15 protein-coding genes are annotated in these 16,746 nt (G+C 61.4%); 4 read left to right on the top strand and 11 right to left on the bottom strand.

What is annotated here, in order from left to right:
• Positions 1 to 79: 79 nt before the first annotated feature.
• The 6 genes from LQ215_RS19775 to dadA form a co-directional block, all read right to left on the bottom strand.
• Positions 80 to 2,002, bottom strand: coding sequence for an acetyl-CoA hydrolase/transferase C-terminal domain-containing protein (locus LQ215_RS19775; RefSeq protein ID WP_230152194.1), 1,923 nt, complete (start codon positions 2,000 to 2,002; stop codon positions 80 to 82).
• 136 nt (positions 2,003 to 2,138) lie between these two features.
• Positions 2,139 to 2,552: a c-type cytochrome gene (locus LQ215_RS19770; RefSeq protein WP_356642065.1), complete on the bottom strand. Its 414-nt coding sequence runs from the start codon at positions 2,550 to 2,552 to the stop codon at positions 2,139 to 2,141.
• 183 nt (positions 2,553 to 2,735) lie between these two features.
• Complete coding sequence (locus LQ215_RS19765; protein ID WP_003206841.1) at positions 2,736 to 3,284, bottom strand: cupin domain-containing protein; 549 nt, start codon at positions 3,282 to 3,284, stop codon at positions 2,736 to 2,738.
• Positions 3,285 to 3,412: 128 nt separating this feature from the next.
• Entirely contained in the window at positions 3,413 to 4,486 is a 1,074-nt protein-coding gene (gene alr, locus LQ215_RS19760) for an alanine racemase (RefSeq protein WP_230152193.1), read from the bottom strand.
• A 97-nt stretch (positions 4,487 to 4,583) separates the two neighbouring features.
• Positions 4,584 to 4,937 (bottom strand): RidA family protein, encoded by a 354-nt coding sequence (locus LQ215_RS19755; protein WP_230152192.1) that lies wholly within the window; start codon positions 4,935 to 4,937, stop codon positions 4,584 to 4,586.
• On the bottom strand, positions 4,909 to 6,213 hold the full coding sequence (gene dadA, locus LQ215_RS19750; RefSeq protein ID WP_230152191.1) for a D-amino acid dehydrogenase: 1,305 nt from the start codon (positions 6,211 to 6,213) through the stop codon (positions 4,909 to 4,911). The genes LQ215_RS19755 and dadA overlap by 29 nt, the downstream gene beginning before the upstream one ends.
• A gap of 154 nt (positions 6,214 to 6,367) precedes the next feature.
• Here dadA and LQ215_RS19745 point away from each other — a divergent pair, with 154 nt between their 5' ends.
• Positions 6,368 to 6,856: an Lrp/AsnC ligand binding domain-containing protein gene (locus LQ215_RS19745; RefSeq protein WP_003206849.1), complete on the top strand. Its 489-nt coding sequence runs from the start codon at positions 6,368 to 6,370 to the stop codon at positions 6,854 to 6,856.
• A 153-nt stretch (positions 6,857 to 7,009) separates the two neighbouring features.
• On the opposite strand, the gene LQ215_RS19740 is transcribed toward LQ215_RS19745, so the two are convergent.
• The gene (locus LQ215_RS19740) at positions 7,010 to 7,363 is read right to left on the bottom strand and encodes a YkgJ family cysteine cluster protein (RefSeq protein WP_230152190.1); all 354 of its coding nucleotides are present in this window, start codon (positions 7,361 to 7,363) and stop codon (positions 7,010 to 7,012) included.
• A gap of 145 nt (positions 7,364 to 7,508) precedes the next feature.
• Here LQ215_RS19740 and LQ215_RS19735 point away from each other — a divergent pair, with 145 nt between their 5' ends.
• Positions 7,509 to 8,822 (top strand): NAD(P)/FAD-dependent oxidoreductase, encoded by a 1,314-nt coding sequence (locus LQ215_RS19735; protein WP_230152189.1) that lies wholly within the window; start codon positions 7,509 to 7,511, stop codon positions 8,820 to 8,822.
• A 175-nt stretch (positions 8,823 to 8,997) separates the two neighbouring features.
• Here LQ215_RS19735 and LQ215_RS19730 read toward each other — a convergent pair whose 3' ends face one another.
• Positions 8,998 to 9,243: a DUF1127 domain-containing protein gene (locus LQ215_RS19730; protein WP_230152188.1), complete on the bottom strand. Its 246-nt coding sequence runs from the start codon at positions 9,241 to 9,243 to the stop codon at positions 8,998 to 9,000.
• A gap of 179 nt (positions 9,244 to 9,422) precedes the next feature.
• On the opposite strand from LQ215_RS19730, the gene LQ215_RS19725 reads away from it, so the two are divergent.
• A complete protein-coding gene (locus LQ215_RS19725) occupies positions 9,423 to 10,853 on the top strand; it encodes a PLP-dependent aminotransferase family protein (RefSeq protein WP_230152187.1) in 1,431 nt (476 codons plus the stop codon).
• Between the two features lie 37 nt (positions 10,854 to 10,890).
• Here the strand turns inward: LQ215_RS19725 and LQ215_RS19720 are convergent, their stop codons facing one another.
• The 3 genes from LQ215_RS19720 to LQ215_RS19710 form a co-directional block, all read right to left on the bottom strand.
• On the bottom strand, positions 10,891 to 13,308 hold the full coding sequence (locus tag LQ215_RS19720) for a fimbria/pilus outer membrane usher protein (RefSeq protein WP_230152186.1): 2,418 nt from the start codon (positions 13,306 to 13,308) through the stop codon (positions 10,891 to 10,893).
• Entirely contained in the window at positions 13,308 to 14,012 is a 705-nt protein-coding gene (locus LQ215_RS19715) for a fimbria/pilus chaperone family protein (RefSeq protein ID WP_230152185.1), read from the bottom strand. The genes LQ215_RS19720 and LQ215_RS19715 overlap by 1 nt, the downstream gene beginning before the upstream one ends.
• 134 nt (positions 14,013 to 14,146) lie before the next feature.
• Positions 14,147 to 14,794, bottom strand: coding sequence for a DUF1120 domain-containing protein (locus LQ215_RS19710; RefSeq protein WP_230152184.1), 648 nt, complete (start codon positions 14,792 to 14,794; stop codon positions 14,147 to 14,149).
• A gap of 290 nt (positions 14,795 to 15,084) precedes the next feature.
• Between LQ215_RS19710 and LQ215_RS19705 the strand changes: the two genes are divergently transcribed.
• Entirely contained in the window at positions 15,085 to 16,623 is a 1,539-nt protein-coding gene (locus LQ215_RS19705) for a phospholipase D family protein (protein WP_230152182.1), read from the top strand.
• Positions 16,624 to 16,746: the final 123 nt, after the last annotated feature.

Genomic DNA, 16,746 nt, shown 5'->3' with positions numbered 1-16,746 from the left:
GTGTATCTGTTACATAAAATGTGTCTGATAGACCGCTATCGCGAGCAAGCTCGCTCCCACAGGGGTTCTAGGTGGGTCGCTAAGGCGCAGTCGCCTTGAGCCCCGCCAGCAACAACCGCTGAAACAACTCATCCTTCAGCCCTTCAGGGCTGGCCAGCTGCATCCGCGCCAGATGCCCGGCAAACTCCCAGGGCTCCGGCGCATCGAGCGCGGCTTTGCCCAATTCCAGGATCTCGGTGAGCTTGAACTTGCTCTTGAGCCAGTTCAGCGCCCGCAGCAGGTCGCGCTCGACCTCATCGAAATCACACCCCAGGGGGTATTCGGGAAACAGGTTCGGATGGCGTGCCTGGAGCGCCTGCAAGCGTTCCGATGTGTTGTCGGCGAAACGCGGGTCGAGGCGAAAATCCTTCGGCAATTTGCCAGCGGTTTGCGCCTGCTCGATCAACCCAGGCTGGAAGCGTGAATCGCTGATGTTCAGCAACGCCTCGATCACCGCAGCGTCGGTCTTGCCGCGCAGGTCGGCGATGCCGTACTCGGTCACCACGATGTCGCGCAGGTGCCGGGGAATCGTGCAATGGCCATATTCCCAGACGATGTTCGAGCTGATCTCGCCCCCGGACTCACGCCAACTGCGCAGCAGCAGGATTGACCGTCCGCCCTCCAGCGCATGGCCCTGGGCAACGAAGTTGTACTGCCCGCCCACACCGCTGAGCACCCGCCCGTCTGCCAACTGATCGGCCACTCCGGCCCCCATCAGGGTCATGGTGAAGACCGTGTTGATGAAACGGGCGTCGAGGCGCTGCAGGCGCTTGAGCTGTTCCTGGCCGTACAGCTCGTTGATGTAACTGATGCGCGTCATGTTGAATTCGAGAAGACGGCTTTGCGGCAACTCGCGCAGGCGTTCATAAAAACTGCGCGGCCCGAGGAAGAATCCGCCATGTATGCAGATGCCGTCGGGTTGCGCCGCCTCGTCGAGGGTGCCGGCGTTGGCCCGTTCCTGGGTCGGCACGTCGGGGTAGACCTTGCGCCGGATGATTCCGGCCTCGGCCAGCACCAGCAAACCGTTGACGAACATTTCACTGCAACCGTACAGCCCTTTGGCAAACGGCTCGACCCCACCTTCACGCTCGATCAGTTGCGCCCACTGGCTAAGGTTCAGGTCCGCCAGCAACGCCTGGTAGCCGGCGTTATCGGCCTGGCGCGCCAACAGTGCCGCCGTCAACGCATCGCCCATGGCGCCGATGCCGATCTGCAGCGTCCCACCGTCGCGCACCAAGGTACTGGCGTGCAGGCCGATCAGATGGTCCTGGAACCCCACCGGCATGTTCGGCGTGGAAAACAACGTGTGGCTGTCCTTCTCGTCGATCAACAGGTCGAAAGCGTCGATGCCGACTTCCGCGTCGCCGGGCATGTAGGGCAAATCGTTGTGCACCTGGCCGACCAGGAGGATGGTCTCCCCGGCCGCGCGCCGCTTGGCGATCATCGGCAGCAGGTCGAGGGTGATGTCCGGGTTGCAGCTCAGGCTCAGGCGATCCGGATGCTCAGGATCGCTCGCCACCAATTGCGCCACCAGGTTCAAGCCGGCGGCGTTGATGTCCCGGGCGGCATGGCTGTAGTTGCTGCTGACGTAGTTCTGCTGGGCCGAGGCGCTGTGCAACAGGCTGCCGGGCTGCATGAAGAACTGCTCGACCCGAATGTTGGGTGGCAGGCTGTCCTGATGCAGGTCGGCCAGGTAATCCAGTTCTGGATAGTCGCCGAAGACCCGTTCGACAAAGGGTTCGAGGAAGCGCTTCTGCAGACCATCGCCCAGTTTTGGCCGGCCCAGGCTCAAGGCCGTGTAGATCGTCAACTGTCGCTCGGGCAGTTGGGCGATGCGCCGGTACAGCGCGTTGGCGAACAGGTTGGGCTTGCCCAGCCCCAAGGGCATGCCCAGATGAATATGCGCGGGCAGGCGCTCGAGCACGTCATCCACCGCCTGTTCGATTGAACACAACTGCACCATCGGACCCTCCTGGACATTCAATGAATGTGGGTTGGACCGAGCTTGCCGGGTCTTGGTTGCGATGAACAGCCCTGGAAAAACCCCAGGCGCAAAAAAGCCGCTCGTAAGCGGCTTTTTTGCGCGAGATATCGGCGTATTACAGGCCGGACATCTCTTTGATGGCGCCCTTGAGGTCGTCATCCGAGCAATCGGCGCAGGTGCCTTTAGGCGGCATGGCGTTGATGCCGGTAATGGCCTTGGCCAGGATGCCGTCGAGACCGCCCTGGTGATCGGCGCGCTCTTTCCAGGCTGCCTTGTCACCGATTTTCGGCGCGCCCAGCAGGCCCGTGCCGTGGCAAGCGTTGCAATGTTTTGCAATCACGTCAGCCGGCTTCTTGGCACCGCCAGCGCCGCCAGCGGCAGTGGCAACTTCCATGCCTTTGCATTCTTTCCCCTGGACGCAGACCTGGCCAACGGGTTCGAGGCGCTTGGCGATTTCGTCGGTGGTCGCCGCTTGGGCACTGACTGCCCATAGGGCCAATACGGTTGCTGGTGCAGCCAGCATTTTCATAATTAGGTTCACGCGTACACCCTCAATGGTGGCTAGTCACGCCTGCGGCCACGGTTTGCAGGCGGGCGCAAGTATAGCGGTAAGCCCGTCACACTGAAACAACCCCAAAGTCGCAAGGGTCTTGTTTGCGATGACAGCTCATTGCTTGGACGCCTTTGCCCCATGGGGCCGGCGCCGCTTTTTCTAGAAATTGGCCGGTGTGGCTGCGCTGATCAGTCGCGCCGGCACGTCGAACGGATTACGGAAACGGTGCGGCTTGGTGCTTTCGAAATAGTAGCTGTCGCCGGCTTCGAGCACGAAGGTTTCGACACCGACCACCAGTTCCAGCCGTCCTTCCACCAGGATCCCGGTTTCCTCGCCCTCATGGGTGAGCATCTCTTCACCGGTGTCGGCGCCAGGCGGATAGATTTCGTTGAGGAAGGCAATCGCCCGGCTCGGGTGTGCCCTGCCCACCAGCTTCATGGTCACGGCGCCGTCGGAGATGTCGATCAGTTCGTTGGCTTTATAGACGATCTGAGTCGGTTTCTCCTGAAGGATTTCTTCGGAGAAAAACTCGACCATGGACATGGGAATCCCGCCAAGGACCTTACGCAGCGAGCTGATCGAGGGGCTGACGCTGTTCTTCTCGATCATCGAAATAGTGCTGTTGGTGACGCCCGCGCGCTTGGCGAGTTCACGCTGGGAAAGGCCTTTGAGTTTACGAATGGATTGCAGTCGTTCACCGACGTCCAATGCTGGAGCCTCCAGGGAATCAGGTTGTGAGGAAAGTGAGCGTTATCATGGCGACAGCGTTCAGTATTTACAACACTTTGACCCGAATCCTGTGCGGTGAAGCGACTTTCGGTAGTTGGCGCCGTGCGTCAATGCCCGGAATAGAGCCGTGGCACCCGCCGCAGGTTGCAGAAAATCTGATAGGGGATGGTGTCGGCGGCCTTGGCAACGTCACTGGCGAGGATGTTCTTGCCCCACAACTCAACGGTCGAGCCGAGCCCGGCCTGGGGGACATCGGTCAAGTCGACACACAGCATGTCCATCGACACGCGTCCGACCAGTTGGCTGCGCTGCCCATCCACCAGCACCGGTGTACCGGTGGGCGCCTGGCGTGGGTAGCCGTCGGCATACCCCATGGCGACCACGCCGACCCGGGTCGGTTGCGTGGTCACAAAACGGGCACCGTAGCCCACCGGTTCGCCAGCGGGCAATTCACGCACGCTGATAATCTTCGACTCCAGGGTCATCACCGGTTGCAGGCGCGAAGCGACGGCGTTCGGCTCGTCAAAGGGCGTGGCCCCGTAGAGCATGATGCCCGGGCGCACCCAGTCGCTGGGTATCTGCGGCCAGCCCAGCACGGCCGGTGAGTTGCGCAGGCTGATCTGCGCCACCAGGCCCTGGCGGGCCTTGTCGAATATCGCCAGTTGCTCGGTGCTGCTGGGATCGTGCAGTTCATCGGCACGGGCGAAGTGGCTCATCAAGACGATCTTCGCCACCTTGCCGCTGGCGAGCAGGCGACGGTAGGCCGCCTGGTAATCCGCCGGATGCAGGCCGACCCGGTGCATGCCCGAATCGAGCTTGAGCCAGACCGTGATCGGCTGGCTCAGCGCGGCTTTTTCGATCGCTTCGAGTTGCCACAACGAATGCACCACGCACCAGAGATCATGCTCGACGATCAACGGCAGCTCATCGGCTTCAAAAAAACCCTCCAACAGCAGGATCGGCCCACGGATCCCGGCGGCCCGCAGTTCCAGGGCTTCTTCGATGCAGGCCACGGCGAACCCGTCCGCCGAGTCCTGCAGCGCCTCGGCGCAACGCACCGCGCCGTGCCCGTAAGCGTCGGCCTTGATCACCGCAAGGGCCTTGGCCCCCGTGACTTCGCGGGCCAATTGGTAGTTGTGACGCAGGGCTTGGAGATCGATCAGGGCACGGGCAGGACGCATGGCGGCAGGCTTCTAGGCGGTCATGAATAAAAAAACGGCGCTGAGGCTGAAGGCATAACCACCCACAACGCCGGAAGAGGGATCGTTTTGACAGGAACTAAGGCAGCGCGGCCACAACCGACAGCTCCACCAGAATCTCTGGTTCGCACAGCTTGGCTTCCACAGTGGCACGGGCCGGGGCGACGCCTTTAGGCAGCCACTTGTCCCAGATTGCATTCATGCCTTCGAAGTGGGCCTCAATATCTTTCAGATAAATCGTCACCGACAACAGACGGTTCTTGTCAGTCCCGGCCAGGTCCAGCAAGCGCTCGATATTGGCCAGGGTTTCACGGGTCTGCTGCTCAATACCGGCGTTCATGTCGTCGCCGACCTGTCCCGCCAGGTAAACGGTGCCGTTGTGCACGACAACCTGGCTCATGCGGTCATTGGTGAGCTGGCGCTGGATTGACATGTTTTGCAGACTCCTGGTGTTTGCTGCCATAACGGGAAATATCAAGGCCTTCGGCGCTGATCTGCGGCTTTTTCTTTGCCATCAGGTCGGCCAACAGGCGACCGGAACCACACGCCATGGTCCATCCGAGGGTACCGTGGCCGGTGTTCAGGAACAGATTCTTGAAGGGCGTGGCACCCACGATCGGCGTGCCGTCCGGGGTGGTCGGACGCAAGCCGGTCCAGAAACTGGCCTGGGCCAGATCGCCGCCCTGAGGATAAAGGTCGTTGACGATCATCTCCAGGGTTTCGCGCCGACGCGGGTTGAGGGACAGGTCAAAACCGGCGATTTCCGCCATGCCGCCCACCCGAATGCGGTTGTCGAACCGGGTGATCGCGACCTTGTAGGTTTCGTCGAGAATGGTCGAAGTCGGCGCCATCGCCGGGTTGGTGATCGGCACGGTCAGGGAGTAACCCTTGAGCGGATACACCGGTGCACGGATGCCGAGAGGCTTGAGCAGTTGCGGCGAATAGCTGCCCAAGGCGAGGACGTAGCGGTCGGCGGTTTCCAGCTTGCCGTCGATCCAGACACCGTTGATGCGGTCGCCGGCGAAATCCAGGCGCTGGATATCCTGGCCGAAGCGGAATTGCACACCGAGCTTCATGGCCATTTCCGCCAGGCGCGTGGTAAACATCTGACAGTCGCCGGTCTGGTCGTTGGGCAGGCGCAAGGCACCGGCCAGAATGTCCGTGACATTGGCCAGGGCCGGTTCAACCCGGGCAATGCCCGCGCGGTCGAGCACTTCGAACGGCACACCCGATTCTTTCAGCACGGCGATGTCTTTTGCCGCGCCATCGAGCTGGGCCTGGGTGCGGAACAGCTGCGTAGTCCCCAGGCTACGGCCCTCGTAGGCAATGCCGGTTTCAGCGCGCAGCTCGTCGAGGCAATCACGGCTGTACTCGGACAGGCGCACCATGCGCTCCTTGTTGATGGCGTAGCGGCTGGCGGTGCAGTTGCGCAACATCTGGGCCATCCACAGGTATTGATCAATGTCGGCAGTGGCCTTGATCGCCAGCGGCGCGTGGCGCTGCAGCAGCCACTTGATGGCCTTGAGCGGTACGCCCGGCGCGGCCCACGGCGAGGCATAACCGGGCGACACCTGGCCGGCGTTGGCGAAACTGGTTTCCATGGCAGGCGCCGGCTGACGGTCGACCACCACCACTTCAAACCCGGCACGGGCCAGATAATAAGCACTGACGGTACCGATGACGCCGCTACCCAAGACCAGAACGCGCATGTTGATGCCCTCATCGCGGATAACCGCTGACGTTGTTGTACATAGCTTTGATGGTCGCAGTGTAAAAAAGATTAGCCAGTGCTTTTCACTATATAAACGCCTATATTTGGCGAGAATTCTCGGCAAAAACCCTTTTCACGGAGGCGCATCACCTGTGCGTACCAACACCCAGACCAAACGTGAGCTGGACAAGATCGACCGCAATATCCTGCGCATTCTCCAGGCGGACGGGCGCATCTCCTTCACCGAGCTGGGGGAAAAGGTCGGCCTCTCTACCACGCCCTGCACCGAGCGGGTACGGCGCCTGGAGCGCGAGGGCATCATCATGGGCTACAACGCCCGGCTCAATCCGCAGCATTTGAAGGGTAGCCTGCTGGTGTTTGTCGAGATCAGCCTCGACTACAAATCCGGCGACACGTTCGAAGAGTTCCGACGCGCCGTGCTGAAACTGCCTCACGTGCTGGAATGTCACCTGGTATCAGGGGATTTCGACTATCTGGTGAAGGCGCGGATTTCCGAGATGGCGTCGTACCGCAAGCTGCTGGGGGACATCCTGCTCAAGCTGCCCCACGTGCGCGAATCCAAGAGCTACATCGTGATGGAAGAGGTGAAGGAGAGCTTGAACCTGCCGATTCCGGATTGATGACGGTCTCCAAGGCAAGGGTCGTCTGGACGGCCGCTTTCGCGAGCAGGCTCGCTCCACACAGGTGAGTGGTGAATATCTTCTCGTGGGCAACGCAGATCCATGGTGGGAGCGAGCCTGCTCGCGAAAGCCGCGACTCGGTATCCATGCCTGCTAGACCAACACCTGCCGGGTGCTGGCCATGTACTCATGAATCTGCTTCTCGACCCGCGGATGAATCAGCTCCACCGGCCGTCGCCCATTGGGGCACGGCAAGGTCGCGGTGGTGCCGAACAGCCGGCAGATCAGCGGGCGTTCGTCGTAGACGGTGCAGCCGTTGGGCCCCAGGTGCACGCAGTCGAGAGCTTCCATGGCCGCGTCCTGTTCGGCGCGGGTCTTGCGGGGCAAACGGGCCATTTCCTCAGGCGAGGTGGTCACCGGGCCACAGCAGTCATGGCAGCCCGGTACGCACTCGAACGAGGGAATCTGCTGGCGTAGCGCGAGGATTTTTTGACTGTTGCAGCTCATCGAGGCGATTACCGAGGGAGATGGTCCAGGATTCTGCCTTAAAAGCCTCGCACCAGACAGCGCCAGCCGACCGATGTTGCCCAGCAAGGAATCGCCAGCTTATGCTCCGTCAAATTTCTCAAACACAAAAATCAGGATTACGCACATGAACGCCCGTGTTCAGCAACCTGTCCCGAGCCACGCGCACGCCGCCTCCTATTACGCCGCCAGCAGCCTGCCGCAACCGGACCATCCGCTGCTGCAGGGTGAATTGCGGGCGGATGTCTGCGTGGTCGGCGGCGGGTTCTCCGGGTTGAACACGGCGATCGAACTGGCCGAGCGCGGCATGAGCGTGGTGCTGCTGGAAGCGCATCGGATCGGCTGGGGGGCCAGCGGGCGCAACGGCGGCCAATTGATTCGTGGCGTCGGCCATGGTCTCGATCAGTTTGCGCCGATCATCGGCACCGACGGCGTACGCCAGATGAAGCTCATGGGCCTTGAGGCCGTGGAAATCGTCCGACAGCGCGTCGAGCGCTTCCAGATCCCCTGCGACCTCACCTGGGGTTACTGCGACCTCGCCAACAAGCCCAGCGACCTGGAAGGCTTCGCCGAAGACGCCGAAGAACTGCGCAGCCTGGGTTATCGCCATCCGACCCGACTGCTGCAAGCCAACGAAATGCACAGCGTCGTGGGTTCGGATCGTTACGTCGGTGGGTTGATCGACATGGGCTCGGGCCATCTGCATCCACTGAACCTGGCCCTGGGCGAAGCTGCCGCCGCGCAGCATCTGGGGGTCAGGTTGTTCGAGCAATCGGCGGTCACACGTATCGACTACGGCGCTGAAGTGAAGGTGCACACCGAGCAGGGCTCGGTCCGCGCCAAGACGCTGGTACTGGGCTGCAACGCCTACCTCAATGGACTCAATCCGCAACTGGGCGGCAAAGTGTTGCCCGCCGGCAGCTACATCATCGCCACCGAACCCTTGAGCCAGGCCCAGGCACAGGCATTGTTGCCACAGAACATGGCGGTCTGCGATCAACGCGTAGCGCTGGATTACTATCGGCTTTCGGCGGATCGACGCTTGCTGTTTGGCGGGGCCTGTCACTATTCCGGCCGTGACCCGCAGGACATCGGCGCCTATATGCGTCCGAAAATGCTCAAGGTTTTCCCGCAATTGGTGGATGTGAACATCGATTATCAGTGGGGCGGGATGATCGGCATCGGGGCCAACCGTTTGCCGCAGATTGGCAAGCTCAAGGACCAGCCCAATGTGTATTACGCCCAGGCCTACTCCGGCCATGGGGTGAATGCCACGCACTTGGCCGGCAAATTGTTGGCTGAAGCCATCAGTGGGCAGCACAGCAGCGGTTTCGATCTGTTCGCCCAGGTGCCGCACATGACCTTCCCGGGCGGCAAGCATCTGCGTTCGCCACTGCTGGCGCTGGGGATGTTGTGGCATCGGTTGAAAGAGTTGGTTTAGCCCCTGAATACCCACCAATGGAACCAGACACCTATCAGTGTGGCGAGGGGATTTATCCCCGCTGGGCTGCGAAGCAGACCCAAGGCAATCTATCTGACACTCCCCGGTGTCAGGTTTTAGGGCCGCTTCGCGCCCCAGCGGGGATAAATCCCCTCGCCACAAGGTCCTCCGCGCTTCAAAGCCGCCAGAACGGCCTGAGCCCCTCCTCCAACGCCTGCTCCCGCGTCAGCCCGATGTCACGCAACTGTTCGGGTGTAAGTTCCAACAAGGCTTTGCGTGTATGCAGACGATGCCAGAACAGGGCCCAACGGCTCAGGCCGGACGGCGAACTGCGCAGCATCGCGCTGCGCAGTCCCTTCTCCTGCCCTGCCACCAGTTCCTGACTGTGTAACGTCAGCCGCACATCGCTCAAGCCGTTCATTTTGATCGCTCCTGTTTACTTGGGTAGCCAGAGGTTTCATGATGCGCGGACGGTCAAAAGCAATACAGATTCAACTCATTTCTTTTATAAGCATACAGATTCGATATTTCCGGCACTGAATTGTCATTTTCTACCCAAACTGTATCGGTTGCAGTGGTCCATCTCATCGGGAGCGCCCCATGACCCTCTACGTGAATCTCGCCGAATTGCTCGGCACCCGCATCGAACAGGGGTTTTACCGCCCCGGTGACCGGCTGCCATCAGTGCGGGCATTGAGCACGGAACATGGGGTCAGCCTGAGTACGGTGCAGCAGGCCTATCGCCTGCTGGAAGACAGTGGGTTGGCGATGCCGAGACCCAAGTCCGGCTATTTCGTACCCGTGGGCCGCGAATTGCCGGACCTGCCGGCGGTAGGCCGTCCGGCCCAACGCCCCGTGGATATTTCCCAGTGGGACCAGGTGCTGGAGCTGATCCGCGCCGTGCCGCGCCCGGACGTGGTGCAACTGGGACGCGGCATGCCGGACATCCATTCGCCGACCATGAAACCGCTGCTGCGCAGCCTGGCCCAGATCAGCCGCCGACAAGACATGCCCGGCCTGTATTACGACAACATCTACGGCAACCTCGCACTACGCGAACAAATCGCCCGGCTGTCGCTGGACTCCGGCTGTCAGTTGGGGCCCAACGACTTGATCGTCACCACCGGCTGCCATGAAGCCCTGTCGGTCAGCATCCGCGCCACCTGCGAACAAGGCGACATCGTCGCGGTGGACTCACCCAGCTTTCACGGGGCCATGCAGACCCTCAAGGGCCTGGGCATGAAGGCTTTGGAAATCCCCACCGACCCGCTCACCGGGATCAGCCTGGATGCACTGGAACTGGCGCTGGAGCAATGGCCGATCAAGGCCATACAGTTGACCCCCAGCTGCAATAACCCGCTGGGCTACATCATGCCCGACGCGAATAAACGCGCACTGCTGACCCTGGCACAGCGCTTCGACGTGGCGATCATTGAAGATGATGTGTATGGAGAATTGGCCTACACCTACCCTCGTCCGCGCACCATCAAATCCTTCGACGAAGACGGTCGCGTCCTGCTTTGCAGTTCATTTTCCAAGACCCTGGCGCCAGGGCTGCGCATTGGCTGGGTCGCGCCAGGCCGGTATCTGGAGCGGGTGCTGCACATGAAATACATCAGCACCGGCTCCACCGCGCCACAACCGCAGATCGCCATTGCCGAATTTCTCAAGGGCGGGCATTTCGAACCCCATTTGCGCCGGATGCGTACGCAATACCAGCGTAATCGCGATGTGATGATCGACTGGGTCAGCCGCTATTTCCCCCAGGGCACCCGGGCCAGCCGACCCCGGGGCAGCTTCATGCTCTGGGTCGAACTGCCGGAAGGTTTCGATACCTTGAAGCTCAACCGCATGCTTCATGACCAGGGCGTTCAAATCGCCGTCGGCAGTATCTTCTCGGCGTCAGGCAAATACCGCAATTGCCTGCGCATGAACTACGCTGCCAAGCCGACCCCACAAATCGAAGAGGCGGTGCGCAAGGTAGGAGCGGCCGCGACCAGGCTGCTGAACGATACCCCGTCGCTTGCATGAGCCGCGATCGGCCCGGCGCCTTGGCTGGCTTGGCACATCATCCCGTCTGACAGACCACCTCGGCACTGTCATACGGTCCTGAAGCCGCTGGCAACCGACCCGTATCAAGCTCCAGGCTGCAAGCGCGGCCCTCGGAAAGCAGCACCCGTAGCCGAACCACGGCAGGTGCGTTATCCAGGTACACCAGGCCCGTATCGACCACCGTGGTCAGGTACTGATCGTGTTCGTCATACACCCCAAGGCCCTTGCTCACAGGCACCCCCTCGTCGGTGCGTATGCTCAGCATCAGGCGACGAACCGAACCCGTCTGGAAGTCGAGCCGCGGCACGGCGCCACGTGCAGCCCGAACTTCCTGAAATCCATTGGGCACATCGAGGTTGCGTGGCAGGCTGGACGTATCGATTTCAATCCGACTGGCCTGGTAGGCGGACAAACTGGACGCCACCGCGCGCCCCCCAGCGTCGGTCCAGACGGGGCCGTGGGGCGTGCCAATCCTGACTCCCGCGTCATCGCCGACCTTGATCAGGCCAAAGGTATCGCGCAGAGGATAAGGCGAGGGTGTCACCCCGTCCTCATGCAACGCCAAGCCGCCGCGCAGGGCCAGATCATAATGCTGGGCCCCGGCGCCGCTGCGAGACAGGCCGATGTCCACGCTGGTATATCGCGGCAAGGCGCTGAGCCTGGCGTTGAGAGCGTTCTGGCCACTGGCCGGGCGGTCGACACCGACGCTATAGCCCAGGCTATCGCTGACCTGCTCTGTGTAACGAGCTCCGGTACGCAGCCCTCGATCATCATCCCGACGGACAAAAGTACTGATCCTTCGGCTGCGCCCCAGGGGCACGCTGAGGTTCGCGGATATGCCGGTATTGCGTGCTTGCCCGACATGGTCGTGTTGCACATTCAATGACAGGGTCGTCCTGTCGAATGTTCGGGACCAAGCCGTGCTGATTCGTGCAGCGTTCCTCCCCATGGCCCCGGAATAACGCGTCAACGATCCACTGAGCGCCCCCCATCGCGGATCGGCATGTCGCAAGGAGATGGCCCAATGACGTTCTGCCCAAGCGAGTCGATCATCGGTCCCGACATCCACCCCCGTCTCAGCCAGATGCCGGAAACCCCTGCTGCGTCGCCCCGTCGTCAAGCCGATCGAAAACCCATCGTTCAGAACCGTGTTCAACGCGGCCTGCAGGTCATGCCCCTGAGTACCCCGGGCCGTGCGCGAACCCAACTGCTGGAACCGCGCCGTCATGTTACGCGTCAGAGCCTGCTCGATTCCCCATCCCATGGAGCGATATTCGTCAGCACCCATCACCCCGCCGCTGAGCTGCGTTGCCTGCCCAAACCGCCAGTCCCGGCTCAGGGCAAAAAACGACGGCGTATCGCGCTCATCGTTGTTGAGCCGGCGCACCTTGCCAACCGCCAGCGCATAGCTGGGCGCGCTTCTCAGGCTCACCGGACGCAGGTTGGCGGCGGGGACACGGAAATCACGGCGCTCGCCATTTTCTTCAAGCACGCTCACCTCCAGGTCGAGACGCTGGCTGAGCAGGGGCAAGTCGCTCAGTGTGAAAGGCCCTGCGGGAACCAACGTGTTAAAGATCACTACACCGCTTTGCCGGACTTCGACCCGCGCTGTCGAGTAGGCGAGCCCTTGCACCAGCGCTCCGCCGCCCACGCCACCACTTGCCTGCGAGAGCGCCGTTTCCGGAAGAATCTGCGCGCCGAAAAAGGGTTCGCCCGCAAACAACGATGAGCGCATGTTCAGCTGCCCCAACTGCACCTGCGCCCCGTAGCGCTCCCAGGTCTTTGAAGCCTGGGTGTACAGCGTTTCGAAACGCGTTACACCTGCAAAAGAGCTGTAGTTCTGACGGCTGCGCACCACCCAATCGCCCGCGTTGAATCCCAACTCGGTGCCCAGGCTGCGGTATTGGCTGGACTGCCCGGCGGCGGAACCGTTTACCATCAACGCATCATAGTTGATGACCCCGGCCATCCCGCCCGAAGTCCAGCTGTCCTGGCGGGGCGCCGCAGCGAGCAACCAGTCGGTGGGCACCAGCAAGCGCACCAGGTTCAGCCCCGGCTCAAGCCATACCCGGGCCCCCGGCAGGCTTTCAGTAACCCGCGAACACGACACCGTCTCGGCGTCGAGATATAGGCCTGGTGGCGCAGCTATTGCTGCTCGATCCAGCAGGTTCGCATCCAGGCAAAGCTGTCCTTGCTCATCAAAAGTGGCCATTACCTCCCCCGACGATGCGCCATTGACGCTCAAGGAGATCAGATGGCGCCCGGCCGGGAAGCGCGGCGCATCGCGAAAATACTCGGCGATCTGCGGATCAAGCCCTCGGGCCTCGAGTACTGATCGGTCGAATTCGGCGAAAGTTTCGGCCGTGGTCTCGGCCTGTGTTATCCCAAGCAAGGCCAAGCCAGCGGCCAGGCGGAAGAAGACCCGAAAACGCACTATTGCAAACTCAAAAGTGCGTCATAGCTGTCAGTTGCAAAACCGTAAGTGGTCGCGGGGAACAGCCGGACATGGGTAGCCAGACTCGAAGGCGTATTCAGTGTCAGTACTTCGCCGGGCAGGATGTATGTGCGTCCGAGGTCCAGCATTGCACCGCCCGGAATCAGACTCACCGACCGCGCCAATCGGACAACATAAGGGCTGGGATTGTTTACGCGGACCAGGCCGCCCTTGGCGCTCCAGACCAACCGCTTCCACGGCGCTCGTTCAACCGCAAGCCCGGCCGGGCGAAGAATCACCGGAATATTCTGCCGCACACCCATGGAGATCTGTGCGCCATTGCCCGCCGGACGTGACTGGATACCCTCGAACTGCACGCGCTTGAGCCGCTCCGTCTTCAGCGGGGCAGTGGTGTGCAGGATAAAGCGCACTTGCTGGCTCTGGCCCGGTTCGACCCGGGCCACTGGCGGACTCAGAACCAGCAAAGGCTCCTGGTCCTGCGGAAGGTGAATGACCGAGCTATGAAGCAATGCCGGCTGAGCATCGGTGTTCCTGACGGTCAGTGTCGCCTCGCCCTTGCCTTGGTCGACGATCACGACCGGCGTTTCCGGGACCATTCCGGCGCCTTGGACATTTTGAACGATAAACGCCAGGCACAGCGCGACTACTGCGCTGAGCTTCGGCGAAGATATTGGGGAAAACATGGGAATCTCCAGAGGGTGTCAGCCAGGCAGGACAAGCGGCGTAGCTCGCACCCGGCCGACCCGCCGGAGCGTGGCCCTCTCAGGCGAGCAGGCGGTTTTTCAAGCGCCTGCCACGCTCCGTCGTGGGTCAGGACTTAGAGGTAGAACACATCGAACGTCACCGAACCGTCGAGATCGAACTCATCGTTGGTCGCCGGCAATTCGGAAGTCGGTCGAATGGAGGCGACCACCTGCATCGGGAAGCTGTGCAGGCTGGCAGCGACTGGGCCTACCAACGCATTCGTCCCCCAGGAATAAGCCGGTGTGTTGGCTAACAGGCCGTTGGTGGACACTTGCCAGGCCGGATTGGCGGACGTACGCATCAGCAAGGTCTGTGGGCTGCCGTCAGCCATTGGTTGGCCGGTCAATAAACCAAAACCACCGATCCCCTCGCCTTGGGTGCTGCCCAGGCCGAAGTAAAGATCATTATCTCGACGGCTATTGAAAACCAGCCCCGGGACCTTGGTAGCGCCGCGGTTATCGGTGACGGCAATTTCCACTGCCGCGGGTGCGTCACAAGAAATGTTCAGCATGATGTCCCGAGGCGGCAGATCGTTCTGCCGGTCAGGGGCCAGGGTTGAAGAGAAGATCCGTCCCAGATTGACCTCGTTGCCACCGGCGAACGCCGGAACACAAGTGGTCGGGATAACGCGGCCAGTCACGCTCAAATCGACACTGGCCGCCTGGACGGCGAACGGGATTAATGTGGCAGCGGCCAGCGTGCCGGCGAGTATTATTTTCATGCTCATGGACCTGTTGAATGGTTGGAAAATATCCGTGCTGCAGCTGTGAGATTTCACTGCTGCGAACACCCGCGCATGGTTGCCCGTCGAGTAGGATTTTTCTGTAGGAATAAGCTCTACTAATTGCAGTATTCCTCAACAAGGCTCGTGGCTTTTTCGACCTACACCGCCAATGGACCGCCAGCCTCCGTCGCGTTTCGAGTGGGCGTGAACAATCCAAAGCCGTGCCATACTTCGCTTTTCTCAAAGCCGGATGACCTCATTTGAGACAGCACCCTGCTCTGCCATTCATGCTGTTGATAGCCATGCTGCTTAATGGCTGCGCGAGCCTTGATGTCGCGCGCGAGCCCTCCCAGGTCTTACCGGCCGCCGAATCCTCGTTCGGCCGCTCGGTCCAGGCCCAGGCTGGCGCCCATGAGGGGCGCTCGGGCTTTCGGCTGCTGTCGGACAGCACCGACGCCTTCATCGCCCGGGCCGAGTTGATTCGCCACGCCCAAGGCAGCCTGGATTTGCAGTACTACATCGTCCACGACGGCATCAGCACCCGAATGCTGGTGGATGAATTGCTCAAGGCCGCCGACCGGGGCGTACGCGTGCGTATCCTGCTGGATGACACCACCAGCGACGGCCAGGATCAGATCATCGCGACCCTCGCCGCGCATCCGAATATCCAGATCCGCCTGTTCAACCCATTGCACCTGGGACGTGCCACCGGCGTAACCCGCAGCCTCGGGCGCCTGCTCAACCTGTCGCAGCAACACCGCCGAATGCATAACAAGCTGTGGCTGGCGGACAACAGCATGGCCATCGTTGGCGGTCGCAACCTGGGCGATGAATACTTCGACGCCGAACCGAACCTGAACTTCACCGACATCGACCTGCTCGGTGTCGGCCCGGTGGCTGAACAATTGGGGCACAGCTTCGACCAATACTGGAACAGCGCCCTGAGCAAACCCATCGAACAGTTCCTGTCCCATCGCCCCACGCCCAAGGACCTGGCCAACAACCGCCTGCGCCTGCAAGAGTCCCTGGAGCAGACCCAAAAGGAGAATCACGCGCTCTACCAGCAGTTGACCGCCTACAAGACCCAACCACGCCTGGACACTTGGCGCGACCAGTTGATCTGGGCCTGGAACAAGGCGCTGTGGGACGCGCCCAGCAAGGTGCTGGCCAAGGACGAGCCGGACCCGCAGCTATTGCTGACCACACAATTGGCACCGGAACTGACCGGCGTCAGCAAAGAGCTGATCATGATTTCCGCCTACTTCGTCCCCGGTCAGCCAGGTTTGGTCTATCTGACCAGTCGCGCCGATGCCGGCGTGTCGGTGAGCCTGCTGACCAATTCCCTGGAAGCCACCGACGTGCCCGCCGTGCATGGCGGTTATGCGCCGTACCGCAAGGCCCTGTTGCAACATGGCGTACGCCTGTTCGAGCTGCGACGACAACCGGGCGACTCCGGCAGCAGCCCTCACCTGTTCTACAGCAAATCCTACGGCCAATCGGATTCCAGCCTGCACAGCAAGGCGATCATCTTCGACCAGCAGAAATCGTTCATCGGCTCGTTCAATTTCGACCCGCGCTCGGTGCTGTGGAACACCGAAGTCGGCGTGCTGGTGGACAGCCCTGAACTCGCCAGCCAAGTGCGCGAACTGGCCTTGCAGGGCATGGCGCCAGCCTTGAGTTATCAGGCCAGGCTGGAGCACGGAACGCTTGTATGGACCACCGAAGACAACGGCCAGACGCACGACCTGGACCGCGAACCAGGCAGTTGGTGGCGCCGGTTCAATGCCTGGTTCAGCACGACGATCGGGTTGGAGCGGATGCTTTAAAGGCCGACCGCTTTCATGGCAACCCGTTTTGTGGACAGCGCGCTTTGTGGGGTCGCTTTTGTGGCGTGGGAGCTTGCTCCCGCTCGGTTGAGCAGCAACCGCAAAGCCGGGACCGCTTCGCAG

Origin of the sequence: Pseudomonas brassicacearum, assembly GCF_918698105.1 — a bacterium.
In the GTDB taxonomy this organism is placed as follows: Bacteria; Pseudomonadota; Gammaproteobacteria; order Pseudomonadales; family Pseudomonadaceae; genus Aquipseudomonas; species Aquipseudomonas brassicacearum_F.
The sequence above is the reverse complement of the archived record's forward strand: the minus strand, read 5'-3'. Positions and strand labels throughout refer to the sequence as shown.

Bases quoted from the DNA above. Each gene is read 5' to 3' on its own strand.
- LQ215_RS19775 (WP_230152194.1), bottom strand. From the start codon at position 2,002: ATGGTGCAGTTGTGTTCAATCGAACAGGCGGTGGATGACGTGCTCGAG.
- LQ215_RS19770 (WP_356642065.1), bottom strand. From the start codon at position 2,552: ATGAAAATGCTGGCTGCACCAGCAACCGTATTGGCCCTATGGGCAGTC.
- alr (WP_230152193.1), bottom strand. From the start codon at position 4,486: ATGCGTCCTGCCCGTGCCCTGATCGATCTCCAAGCCCTGCGTCACAAC.
- LQ215_RS19755 (WP_230152192.1), bottom strand. From the start codon at position 4,937: ATGTCAATCCAGCGCCAGCTCACCAATGACCGCATGAGCCAGGTTGTC.
- dadA (WP_230152191.1), bottom strand. From the start codon at position 6,213: ATGCGCGTTCTGGTCTTGGGTAGCGGCGTCATCGGTACCGTCAGTGCT.
- LQ215_RS19740 (WP_230152190.1), bottom strand. From the start codon at position 7,363: ATGAGCTGCAACAGTCAAAAAATCCTCGCGCTACGCCAGCAGATTCCC.
- LQ215_RS19735 (WP_230152189.1), top strand. From the start codon at position 7,509: ATGAACGCCCGTGTTCAGCAACCTGTCCCGAGCCACGCGCACGCCGCC.
- LQ215_RS19730 (WP_230152188.1), bottom strand. From the start codon at position 9,243: ATGAACGGCTTGAGCGATGTGCGGCTGACGTTACACAGTCAGGAACTG.
- LQ215_RS19725 (WP_230152187.1), top strand. From the start codon at position 9,423: ATGACCCTCTACGTGAATCTCGCCGAATTGCTCGGCACCCGCATCGAA.
- LQ215_RS19715 (WP_230152185.1), bottom strand. From the start codon at position 14,012: ATGTTTTCCCCAATATCTTCGCCGAAGCTCAGCGCAGTAGTCGCGCTG.
- LQ215_RS19710 (WP_230152184.1), bottom strand. From the start codon at position 14,794: ATGAAAATAATACTCGCCGGCACGCTGGCCGCTGCCACATTAATCCCG.
- LQ215_RS19705 (WP_230152182.1), top strand. From the start codon at position 15,085: ATGCTGTTGATAGCCATGCTGCTTAATGGCTGCGCGAGCCTTGATGTC.